The sequence below is a fragment of the Bradyrhizobium oligotrophicum S58 genome (assembly GCF_000344805.1).
Taxonomy (GTDB): Bacteria; Pseudomonadota; Alphaproteobacteria; order Rhizobiales; family Xanthobacteraceae; genus Bradyrhizobium; species Bradyrhizobium oligotrophicum.
In genome coordinates this window covers 2,857,556-2,869,518 of sequence record NC_020453.1, presented here as the reverse complement: position 1 = coordinate 2,869,518, position 11,963 = coordinate 2,857,556, and the positions used below count along the sequence as shown (strand labels likewise).

The window sequence follows — 11,963 nt, the reverse complement described above, 5'->3', positions numbered from 1 at the left end:
CCTCCAGAAGGTGACTTACAGATCCTGCAACGCGGACCAACTCAACTCCAGCACACTGCCGTATCAGCCGACGCTCGCACAATGACGCCGCCAGAACAGGCGATAGCCTTCCTCGACCTTGCGCGCGTAGGTCTCGACATTGCCGGCCGCGGAGTTGCCAACGCGCGCCGGGAGCTCCGTCCGCAGCTTGGCCAACTCCGCCGGCTGCGCCGCCCATTTCACGGCGATCGCGATGTAGCTGTCATCGTCCTCAGCCACCCAGTCGCCGAGCCCGACGGCCGTGACGATGGCGCCGGCTGCGCGCGACGCCGCGCTCCGTCCGAGCCTGGCGATCACGGGCACGCCGGCCTGCAACGATTCCCAGGTGCTGACGCCGCCATTCTGCGGGAACGGATCGAGCGAGATGTCGACCTGGGCGAACTGGGCGATCTGCTGCTCGCGCGTCGACCAGCCGAGACAGGTGATGCGCTCCTGCGTCACGCCATGGGCGGCAAAACGCGCCAGCAGACGATCACGCAGCAAGGGATCGTCGAGCGAGCTGCTCTTGATCACGATGCGGGAGTCCGGCACCCGCTGCATGAGAGCTGTCCAGACCGCGAGCGCCGGGTCGGAGATCTTGTCCAGCCGATTGAACACGCCGAAGGTCACATGGCCATTGTGCAACATCGGCAGCGGCGTGGGCTCGATGCCCGGCAGCGCGTCCGTGGTGATGACCGCCGGCAGGTCGTAGACCTGCTCGGCGAACAGATGACGCGCCGCCTCGGGGATCGTGACCGGATCGGCCAAGAAGTAGTCGATCGTCGGCAGGCCCGTGCCGGTGCCGCTGCCCCACGCGGTCACCTGAACCGGTGCAGGCTTGCGGGCAAACAACGGCAGACGATTGCCGGCGGAATGGCCGGAGAGATCGACCAGGATGTCGACGCCGTCGGCCGTGATGCAATCCGCCAGTTCGTCGTCGGACATCTGCGAGGCATCGACCCAGACATCGGCGCAGCCGCGGAACTGCGCCGTCACCGCATCCTGCACCGGCGAGCAGGCATAGCAGCAGACCTGGAAATCCTGTCGGTTGGCATGCTTCAGCACGGGCAGGTAGGTCAGTGCGGCCGAGTGATTCCTGAAATCGGACGAGACGTAGCCGATGATGAGGCGCCGCTCCGGATCGAGATTGCGCGGCAGCAACCGTCGCTGGGGAATCCGGCTGCCGATCCGTTGCCACCACTCGCGCCTGGCCGCCTGATGCAGCTCGAAATCGGCATCCGGCATGAACTCGAGGGTGAAGATCTTTGCCGTCATCGCCTCGGCAAAATCCGGCCTGATCTCCAGGGCGCGATCGAAATGCGCGACGGCGGCGGCGACCTCGCCCTGCTTGCCGTAGCAGACGCCGAGCCACAGCCAGGCATCCTCGGACAGCGGATTCTGCTCCAGCACCTTGCGGCAGGCATCCACGGATTGCGCGACGTCCTTGAAATGGCCGAGCTGGGCCTTGCCGAGCAGCGCCATTTCCAGCCAGGGATCACCGACCAGCGCGGCGTCGAAATCAGCCTTGGCCTGCTCGAAGCGCCCGGCGATCTGATGCAGCCGGCCACGCTGCGCCAGCACCTGCGCGGCGCCGGGCTTGAGAGCGAGCGCGGCATCGAACGCGGCGAGCGCGTCGTCGAAATGATGCAGGTTGATAATGGCCAGCCCCTTGCCGAACATCGCCTCCATGTGCCGCGGATTGAGCGACAGCGCACGGTCGAAGCTCCGATTGGCGTCGGCGTTGCGACCGAGCGGCAGCAGCGCCATGCCGCGGTTGCAATAGGCGTCGGCATAGTCCGGCTTCAGTGCGATCGCCCGGTCATGAGCGGCGATCGCCTCCTCCGGATGGCCCAGCCGCATCAGCGTATTGCCGAGGCCGGTCTGCGCAACCACGAGCGTAGGCTTCAGCGCGATCGCCCGCTCCTGGCATTTGCGCGCGTCCTCGAAGCGCTTGCGGTTGAACAGCGCGAGCCCGAGGTTGGAGAGCGCCTCGGCGTGACGCGGCTCGATCTCCACCGCCTTCGTCAAAGCCTGCTCCGCGAGATCGAGCCGGCCGCCATCGAGCGCCGACACGCCGAGCAGATGCAGCGCATCGAAATGATCGGGCAGCAGCGCCAGGATCTGCCCGCAGATCGCCTGGGCTTCAGCGCGGCGGCCGCCGCGATAGGCAGCGACGGCCTGTTGCATCAGCGCATCGGCCTGCTTGCGATGCTTCTTCTGAAGCCTCGCATTCTGGAACGCGCGGGAACCGACATCGCTCGCCAAAGACGACCTCCAATAGATCTACAGAGAAGTATCTGCAGAGAGGTGATTAATAACCGGCATCGATCGAGACCGCCGCGGACGCATTCAGGCGCAGTAGCGGCGCCAGAATTGCCGGTAGCCCTCCTCGACCTTGCGGGTGTAGGTCTCGACATTGCCCGCCGCGGAGGTCGCGACACGCGCTGGCAATTCCGCTCTGAGACGTGCCAGCTCGGCAGTATCAGCGGCGTGTTTCAGGGCAATGGCGAGATAGCCGTCATCGTCCCCGGCCACCCAGTCGTCAAGCCCGAGCGCCGTGTTGATGGCGGCGGCCGCCCGCGAGGCCGTGCTGCAGCCGAGCCTGGCGACCACGGGCACGCCCGCCTGGAGCGACTCCCAGGTGCTCACGCCGCCATTCTGGGGAAACGGATCGAGCGAGATGTCGACATGGGCGAACTGCGCGACGTGCTGCTCCCGCGTCGTCGATCCCAGGCAGATGACGCGCTCCGCTGCCACGCCATGCGCCACGAAACGCGCAATGAGCCCTTCGCGAAGAAAATTGTCGTCGATCGCGGAATTCTTGATCACGATGCGGGAGTCCGGCAGCAGCGCCATCAGCCGCGCCCAGACCGCCAGAGCCGCATCGGAGATCTTGTCGATCCGGTTGAAGACGCCGAACGTGACGTGGCCAGTCCGCAGCATCGGCAACGTCGTGGATGGCGCTCCCGGGAGCGGATCGGTGGTGATCACCGCGGGCAGGTCGTAGACCTGCTCGGCGAACAAATGACGCACGCCGGACGGCACCGTCACCGGGTCGGCGAAGAAGTAGTCGATCGTCGGCAGGCCGGTCCCGGTGCCATGGCCCCAGGCCGTCACCTGGATCGGCGCCGGCTTGCTGGCGAACAGCGTGAGCCGATTGCCGGCCGAGTGGCCGGACAGATCCACCAGGATATCGACTCCGTCGGCCTGGATGCGATCGGCCAGATCGCCGTCCGACATCTGCCAGGCCTCGACCCAGACGTCAGCGGCCGCCCGGCAGCGCGCCGTGATCTCATCCTGCCGCGCCGAGCACGTGTAGCAGATCACCTGGAACCGGGCGCGATCGTGATGGCTCAACACCGGAAGGACGGTGAAGGCCGCCGAATGATTGCGGAAATCCGCGGAGACATAGCCGATGACGAGCCGCCGCTCCGGGTCCATGTTGCGCGGGCTGAGCGCAGCGCGCGGAAGCCTCGCCCCGATCCGCTCCCACCATTCGCGGCGGACCGCCTGCTGCCTGGCAAAATCGGCGTCGGGCAGGAAGTCGAGGGTGAAGATCTTGGCCGCAATCGCATCCCGACAGTCGGGCTTGAGCGCGAGCGCATGATCGAAGTGCTGCAGGGCCGCGTCAATCTCGCCCTGCTTGGCATAGCAGCCGCCGAGCCAGGTCCAGGCGGCCTCCGAGTTCGGGTTCTGCTCCAGCACCTTGCGGCAGGCCGCGACGGCGGGTGCGACATCGTTCTTGTCTACGCCGAGATGGGCCCGGCCGAGCAGCGCGGCTTCGAGATCGGGCGCGTGCGCGAGCGCCGCGTCGAAATCCGCCTTGGCCTGATCGAACCGGCCGGCCTGCAGGTAGGCCCGGCCGCGCTCGGCAAGGACGCTCGCCGCGTCCGGACTGATCGCGAGCGCCGCATCGAAGGCGGCGAGCGCCGCATCGACACGGCGCAAGCCGAGGTTCACCATGCCCTTTCCATGGAGGGCCTGCACGTAGCGCGGATTGAACGCCAAGGCGCGATCGAAGCTCTGCAGCGCCTCGGCACTGCGGTCGACGAGGAGCAGCGCCATGCCACGGTTGCAATGGGCCTCGGCGTAGTCGGGCTTCAACGCAAGCGCGCGGTCATAAGCCGCGATCGCCTGCTCCGCCTGCTCCAGCCGCAGCAGGGTGCTGCCGAGACTGTTCCAGCCCGCAAAAAAATTCGGGACCAGCGCAACCGCACGCTCCTGGTGCCCGCGGGCCTCGGCGTGACGCCCCATATTGGACAGCACGATGCCGAGATTGGCGTGAGCGTCGACGTCGCGCGGATCGACCTCCACGGCGCGGGTCAGTGCCGCCGCGGCGTCGGACAATGCGCCGGCATCGAGCGCAGCCATGCCCAACAGCCGCAACGCGCCGGCGTGGTCCGGCAGCAGCGCCAGGACCTGGCTGCACAGCGCCCTCACCTCGGCCGGCCGACGGGCGCGGTGCGCGGCGGCAGCCGCCGCCAGCAACGGCTCGGCCTGCTTGCGGTTCTTCTTTTCGAGCCGAGCGTTCTGAAACGCGCGCGAGCCGACATTGCCAGCCAAGGATCGTCTCCAGATCAGATGAGCCGGATGGGACAAACGCAACTCACGCGGCTGGTGTGGCCGCTCCGAGATTCAGGCCGGCTTGCTGACCGCCCGCTCGCAAATACTACCCGCAACGCTAGCACGCGGCGCCTGATTCGCGCGAAACGTAGCGATCCTGGCTAGGCCGACACAGGCCTCCAACTGCCTTGCTTACGGCATTCAGCCGCCCGCGGCGCAGTAGCGCCGCCAGAACGTGCGATAGCCTTCCTCGACCTTTCTCGTATAGGTGACGACATTGCCGGCAGGCGAGCTCGCGACGCGCGCCGGCAGCTCGGCTCTCAGTCGTGCCAATGCGGAGGGATCTGCAGCGTACTTCAGGGCGATCGCGACATAAGCTTCATCGTCCTCAGCCACCCAGTCGTCGAGGCCGACAGCCTTGACGATCGCACCGCCGGCGCGCGACGCCGAGCTGTTGCCCAGCTTGGCCACGACCGGCACGCCGGCCTGCAGCGACTCCCACGTGCTCACGCCGCCGTTCTGCGGGAACGGATCGAGCGAGATGTCGACGAGGGCGAAGGCGGCGATATGCTCCTGCCGCATCGACGAGCCGAGGCACGTCAGCCGGCTCTCCGCGATGCCATGGGCCACGAAGCGTGCGATCAGCCCGTCACGCAGGAAGCTGTCGTCCAGCGCGCCGTTCTTGACCACGACGCGTGCATCGGGCAGCGCGCGGAACAGCGCCGACCAGACGTCGAGGACCTGATCGGAGATCTTGTCGACACGGTTGAAGACGCCGAAGGTAACGTAGCCATTCTGCAGCATCGGCAGCGGCGTCGGTTGCGCGCCCGGCAGCGGATCCGTGGTGATCAGGGCCGGCAGATCGTAGACCTCTTCCGCGAACAGCGGCCGGACGGCTTCGGGCACCGTGACCGGATCGGCAAAGAAGTAGTCCATGGTCGGCAGGCCGGTGCCGGTGGCATTGCCCCATGCCGTCACCTGGATCGGTGCGGGCTTGCGCGCGAACAAAGTGAGGCGGTTGCCGGCCGAATGCCCGGAGAGATCGACGAGGATGTCGACCTGATCCGAGCGGATGCGCACGGCCAGCTCCTCATCCGACATCTGCCAGGCGTCGACCCAGCCATCGGAAGCGGCCTTGCAATGCTCCGTCACCGAATCCACCAGCGGCGAGCACGAGTAGCAGATGATCTTGAACGGCTGGTGATCGTGATGGCGCAGCACCGGCAGGAACGTCAGCGCAGCCGAATGGCTGCGGAAGTCGGACGACACATAGCCGACCGTGATCCGGCGCTCCGCATCACGGTCGATCGCGCCGAGTGCGAGCCGCGGAATGTGCGCGCCGATCCGGTCCCACCATTCGCGCCGGACGGCCTGATGCACGGCGATATCGGCCCCGGGATAGAAATCGAGTGCGAAGATCTTCTTCAGGATCGCGTCCTCGAAATCCGGCTTGATCTCGAGCGCGCGGTCGAAGTGCTGGATCGCGGCGGCCGTGTCGCCCTGCTTGGCGAAACAGGCACCGAGCCAGGCCAGCGCGACCTCCGACGCCGGATTGCGCTCCAGCACCCGTTTGCACGCGGCCATGGCCGGCGCGATCCGCTCGGTGAGCACGCAGACATGTGCCCTGCCGAGCAGCGCCGTCTCCAGCATCGGATCGGTGGCGAGTGCCGCGTTGAAATCGGCTTCGGCTTCCTCGAACCGGGCCATCTGGATGTAGAGGCGCCCACGCTGCGCGATCACGGCCGCTGCATCCGGCTTGATCGCAAGCGCCGCATTGAAGGCAACCAGCGCCTGCTCGAAATGCCGCAGATTGATGTTGACGAGACCCTTGCCGAACGTCGCCTGCATGTGCCGGGGCGCCAGCGCCAGCGCACGATCGAAGCTCTGCCTTGCTTCTTCGTTCCGCAGCAGGAGCAGCTGCGCCATGCCGCGGTTACAATAGGCGTCGGCATAGTCGGGCTTGGCGGCGATGGCACGGTCATGCGCCTCGATCGCCTGCGCGAACAGCTGCATGTTCATCAGGGTATTGCCGAGGCCGGTCAGCGCCGTCGCGAAATTCGGCTTCAGCGCGATCGCACGCTCCTGGACGGCACGCGCCTCCTCGTAGCGCTTCATGCTGGAGAGCACGAGGCCGAGATTGGCCTGAGCCTCGGCATTGCGCGGTTCGACCGCGACGGCGCGGGCCAGTGCCTGCTCCGCCAGATCGAGCCGGCCGCTGTCGAGCGCGGAAGCACCCAGGAGGTGCAGGGCCTCGAAATGATCGGGCACGAGCGCCAGGATTTGTCCGCAGATCGTCTGGGCATCCGCATGCCGGCCGCTGCGGTAGGCCGCTACGGCCTGCGGCAGCAGGCCATCGGCCTGCTTGCGGTTCTTTTTCTGCAGGCGCGCGTTCTGGAACGCGCGCGATCCGATCGTGCTTTGCAAGGAAGCTCTCCGGCGGAGGACGTCCGGGGCTATCTAGCACGGCTCGCGTGATTCGAGGGGAGCCCGCGCCCTACTCGCGACGGTAATCGTCCTCGATGCGGATGATGTCGTCCTCGCCGAGATAGGACCCGGTCTGGACCTCGATCAGCTCCAGCAGGATCTTGCCCGGATTCTCCAGGCGGTGCACCGCGCCCATCGGGATATAGATCGATTCGTTCTCATGGACGGTCTTGACCGTCTCGTTCACCGTGACCCGGGCAGCCCCGCGCACCACGATCCAGTGCTCGGAGCGATGATAGTGCTTCTGCAGCGACAGCCGCTGGCCGGGCTTGACGATGATGCGCTTGACCTGATGGCGCTCGCCATTGTCGACCGACTGATAGCTGCCCCAGGGGCGGTGCACCTTGATGTGGGCCTCGGTCACCTCCGGCGCCACGGTCTTGAGCTTGGCGACCAGCCGCTTCAGCCCGTTGGCATCGCGCTGGCGCGACACCAGCACGGCATCCTGAGCCGCCACCACGACCAGATCGTCGACGCCTTCGAGCGCGACCAGCGCCTTGTCGGTGACGACGTTGCAATTACGGGAATCCTCGAACACGGCGGGGCCGCGCGCGGCATTGCCCTGCCCGTCCTTGTCGGACAGTTCCCAGACCGCATGCCAAGAGCCGACATCCGACCAGCCGCACGACACCGGCGCCACCGCGGCGCGTTCGGTCTTCTCCATCACGGCATAGTCGATCGAGATCGGCTTGGCCGCGGCGAAGGCATCGGACTCCAGGATGATGAAGCTGAGGTCGCGGCCGGCCTTGGCGACCGCATCAGTCACCGTCTGTACGCTGGCTGCATCGTATTTGCGGTATTCGTCGAGCAGCACGGACGCGCGGAACATGAAGTTGCCGCTGTTCCAGAGATAGCCCTCGCGAATATAGCGTTCGGCGGTCGGCTGGTCCGGCTTCTCGACGAATTTGGCGACCGCCCGCACCTCTCCGGATACCGCCGCACCCGGGCTGATATAGCCGTATTCGGTGGCGGCACGCTCCGGATTGACGCCGAAGGTCACGATGCGGCCGGTCTCGGCCGCCGCCAGACCCTGGCGGCAAGCCGCTACGAAAGCGGCGGTGTCACGCACCACATGGTCGGCGGCGAGCGCCAGCACGACGGCGTCCTGATCGCGGGATTGCGCGAAGGCCGCACCGGCGGCGATCGCGGGTCCGGAGTCGCGCCGCATCGGCTCCAGCAGCACGTCGGCCTCGATGCCGATCTCGGCCAGTTGCTCCAGCACCATGAAGCGGTAGGCCGTGTTGGTGATGATGATCGGCCGCGCGAACAGGTCGGCATCGGAGACGCGCAGCAGCGTGTCCTGGAATGTCGAGCGCGCGCCGAACAGCGGCAGGAACTGCTTCGGCCGAACCTCCCGCGATGCCGGCCACAGCCGGGTCCCGGCGCCGCCGCACATGATGAGGGGAATGATACGTCCGGTCATGAAATCAGTCCGTCAAATCCGATGATAGTCGCGATACCATTTTGCGAAACGTCCGATGCCGTCGGCGATCGAGGTCGCCGGCCGGAAGCCGATGTCCCGCTCGAGATCGCTGACATCAGCATAGGTCGCCTCGACGTCCCCGGGCTGCATCGGCAGCATCTCTTTGATCGCCGGCCGCCCGAATTCCTTCTCCAGCAGCGTTATCACGTCCAGCAACTGCTCGGGATGATTGTTGCCGATATTGTAAATCCGCCAGGGCGCCCGGCTGCTCGACGGGTCGGGCTTGTTTCCGTCCCAATCCGGGTTTCCCTGTGGCGGACGCCCGATCAGGCGAAAGATCGCCTGCACGATGTCGTCGACATAGGTAAAATCACGCCGCATCTGGCCGTGATTGAACAGCCTGACCGGCTGTCCTGCCAGGATCGCCTTGGCAAAGATGAACATCGCCATGTCCGGCCGGCCCCAGGGGCCATAGACGGTAAAGAAACGCAGGCCGGTGGCGGGCAGCTGGTACAAATGGCTGTAGGAATGCGCCATCAGCTCGTTCGCCTTCTTGCTCGCCGCATACAGGCTGATCGGATGGTCGACATTGTCCCTGACCGAGAACGGCAGCTTCGTATTGGCGCCATAGACCGACGATGACGAGGCGAACAGCAGATGCTCGCAGCCGTGATGCCGGCAGCCCTCGAGCACGTTGATGAAGCCCTCGAGATTGGCGTCGACATAGGCGTGCGGATTTTCCAGCGAGTAGCGCACGCCGGCCTGGGCGGCGAGGTGCACGACTGCGGGAAAGCGATGCTGGGCGAACAACGCCTTGATGCCGGCGCGATCGACGAGATCGAGCTTGTGGAAAACGAAACCCGGCTGCGCCTTCAGGATCTCGAGGCGCGCCTCCTTCAGCTTCGGATCATAGTAGGCATTGATGTTGTCGATCCCGATCACCTGGCGTCCCTCGGCGAGCAGCCGCTGCGTCAGGTGGAAGCCGATGAAGCCGGCCGCGCCGGTGACGAGGATGGGATGGTCTGCCATGGTCGCTCCGTCAGGGTCGCCACAGTTCGATGGCGGTGGGTTTGCTCGCGCGGTCGAGCTTCATCTTCACGTCGAGCACGAGGCCGCTCTCCTCGCGCAGCAGACCCTGCACAAGAGGCCAGCCTCCGGCGAGATACTGATCGTGCGACACGGCCAATACGACGGCGTCGGCCGGACGCAGCGCCTCGATCGCCGTCAGGCCGATGCCGTACTCCTCGTGCACCGCCGCTGCATCGGCCAGCGGATCGGCGATCTGCACCTCGACGCCGAAGGACTGCAATTCACCGATGATGTCGATCACGCGCGAATTGCGGATGTCCGGCACGTTCTCCTTGAACGTCATGCCCAGGATGGTGACGAGGCCACCCCGGCCCTTTCGTCGCAGCAATCCGCGGATGCATTCGCGCGCGATGCGCCGGCCCATCTCGTCGTTGATGCGACGGCCTGCAAGGATCACCTCGGGATGGTAGCCCGCCTTCTCCGCGCGATAGGTGAGGTAATAAGGATCGACGCCGATGCAGTGGCCGCCGACGAGGCCGGGGGTGAACGGCAGGAAGTTCCACTTGGTCGCGGCGGCTGCGAGCACGTCTCCGGTGTCGATCTCGAGCGCCTGGAAGATCAGCGACAGCTCGTTCATGAAGGCGATGTTGAGATCGCGCTGGGTGTTCTCGATCACCTTGGCGGCCTCGGCCACCTTGATCGAAGGCGCGCGATGGATCCCGGCGGTGACCACCGAGCCGTAGACGGCGGCGACGATCGCGAGCGTCTGCGGATTCTGTGCCGAGACCACCTTGGTGATGGTCTCGAAGCGATGGGTCTTGTCGCCGGGATTGATGCGCTCCGGCGAATAGCCGACGTTGAAATCGGCCCCCGCCTTCAAGCCCGAGCTGCTCTCCAGCAACGGGACGCAGTCTTCCTCGACGGCGCCCGGATAGACGGTCGACTCATAGACGACGATGTCGCCGCGCTTCAGAACGGCTCCCACCGTGCGCGTGGCGGCCAGCATGGCGCCGAGATCGGGCCGCCGTGCGCTGTCGATCGGGGTCGGAACGGTGACGATGAAAAAATCGGCAGTCGCGATGTCGTCCGGCTCGCTGGTGAAGCGCAGGCCCGGCCGGCGCAGATCGGCTGCATCGACCTCGCAGGTCCGGTCCCTTGCGTCCTTCAGCTCCGCGACCCGGGCCGCATCGATGTCGAACCCGATCGCCGGGCAGCCTGTCCGCGCGAACGCAGCCGCGACCGGCAGGCCGACATAGCCAAGGCCTATCACCGCAATCTTCCGGCCATGAGACATAAATTGATATTCCGGTCGTTTCGGAGGCCATTGACGCCACCCCTGCGACTGTTTAGCCACCGGGGCATCAGGACCGCAAGGGGCGGCTACGGCCCGCCCTCGACCCGGGGTCCGGCCTTGCCAGGACGGGAGTTGCGCGTATCGCACTCGGCTTGGCCCCGTTTCAACCAAGAGCGAAGCCAGCTTGGCATGCGTGCGTTTTTGATTCTTCTCCTCCGGATCGTGGTGTCGCTCGCTCTGCTGTATCTCGCGCTGCGCGGGATCAACTTTGCGGCGATCCGCGAGCGGCTCAGCCAGATCAACATCGGCTGGATCGGGCTGGCGGTGGCCATCACTCTGGTGCAGATTTTCATCGGCGCCCTGCGGTGGCGAGAGATCTCCGCGCTGTGCGGCGCGCCGCTGACGGACATGCAGGCGTTCCGCTACAACATGATCGGCGCCTTCTTCAACCAGACCCTGCCGTCCTCGATCGGCGGCGATGCCGTGCGTCTATGGCTGATCGGCCGCACCGGCGCCGGCTGGCGGGCGGCCAGCTACTCGATCCTGACGGACCGCGCCGTCGGCTTCATCGCGCTGGCGCTGATCATCGTCGCGAGCCTGCCCTGGAGCTACGGCATGATCGCCGACGAGCACGGGCGGCTCGCCCTGGTGCTGGTCGATGCCGCAGCGCTTGCGGCCGGCGTCGGCTTCCTCACCATCGGCTATCTGCCGGCGGCATGGATGAAGGCGTGGTGGCCGACGCGCCACGTCTATGCCTGCTCGGTGATCGCGAACAAGGTGATCTTCGGCCCCGGCACGGCTGCAAAGATCGCCGTGCTGTCGCTGTCGATCCATGTGCTCGCCGTCGTCATCGCCTGGTGCGCCGTGCGCTCCATCGCGGCGCCAGCCGCATTCGAACAACTGTTCCTGCTGACCCCGCCGATCATGCTGATCACGATGCTGCCGATCTCGATCGCCGGCTGGGGCGTGCGCGAGGCGACGATGATGGTCGCATTCGGCTATGCCGGCCTGGTGCCGGCCGACGGCACCGTGGTCTCGATCCTGTTCGGCGCGGTCTACTTCATCGTCGGCGGCATGGGCGGGCTGGTGTGGATTCTCAGCGCCGAAAAAGGCGCCGGCCGCCTCGCCGTTCCCGCGACGGTCGAAGACTGA

The 11,963-nt window shown here is 66.2% G+C and carries 7 protein-coding genes; 1 reads left to right on the top strand and 6 read right to left on the bottom strand.

Features of this window, described 5'->3' with window-relative positions; all coding sequences use genetic code 11:
* Positions 1 to 63 precede the first annotated feature (63 nt).
* The 6 genes from S58_RS12430 to S58_RS12405 form a co-directional block, all read right to left on the bottom strand.
* Positions 64 to 2,283, bottom strand: a complete 2,220-nt coding sequence (locus S58_RS12430) for an O-linked N-acetylglucosamine transferase, SPINDLY family protein (protein WP_015665665.1) — start codon at positions 2,281 to 2,283, stop codon at positions 64 to 66.
* A gap of 84 nt (positions 2,284 to 2,367) precedes the next feature.
* Positions 2,368 to 4,581 (bottom strand): tetratricopeptide repeat protein, encoded by a 2,214-nt coding sequence (locus S58_RS12425; RefSeq protein ID WP_015665664.1) that lies wholly within the window; start codon positions 4,579 to 4,581, stop codon positions 2,368 to 2,370.
* A 201-nt stretch (positions 4,582 to 4,782) separates the two neighbouring features.
* The gene (locus tag S58_RS12420) at positions 4,783 to 7,005 is read right to left on the bottom strand and encodes a tetratricopeptide repeat protein (RefSeq protein WP_015665663.1); all 2,223 of its coding nucleotides are present in this window, start codon (positions 7,003 to 7,005) and stop codon (positions 4,783 to 4,785) included.
* Between the two features lie 70 nt (positions 7,006 to 7,075).
* A complete protein-coding gene (locus S58_RS12415) occupies positions 7,076 to 8,488 on the bottom strand; it encodes a mannose-1-phosphate guanylyltransferase/mannose-6-phosphate isomerase (RefSeq protein ID WP_015665662.1) in 1,413 nt (470 codons plus the stop codon).
* Positions 8,489 to 8,500: 12 nt separating this feature from the next.
* Positions 8,501 to 9,517, bottom strand: coding sequence for an NAD-dependent epimerase (locus tag S58_RS12410; protein WP_015665661.1), 1,017 nt, complete (start codon positions 9,515 to 9,517; stop codon positions 8,501 to 8,503).
* A gap of 10 nt (positions 9,518 to 9,527) precedes the next feature.
* On the bottom strand, positions 9,528 to 10,811 hold the full coding sequence (locus S58_RS12405; RefSeq protein WP_042339326.1) for a nucleotide sugar dehydrogenase: 1,284 nt from the start codon (positions 10,809 to 10,811) through the stop codon (positions 9,528 to 9,530).
* A gap of 189 nt (positions 10,812 to 11,000) precedes the next feature.
* Here S58_RS12405 and S58_RS12400 point away from each other — a divergent pair, with 189 nt between their 5' ends.
* Positions 11,001 to 11,963 carry a lysylphosphatidylglycerol synthase transmembrane domain-containing protein gene (locus S58_RS12400; protein ID WP_015665659.1) on the top strand — a complete coding sequence of 321 codons (963 nt, stop codon included), beginning with the start codon at positions 11,001 to 11,003 and terminating at the stop codon, positions 11,961 to 11,963.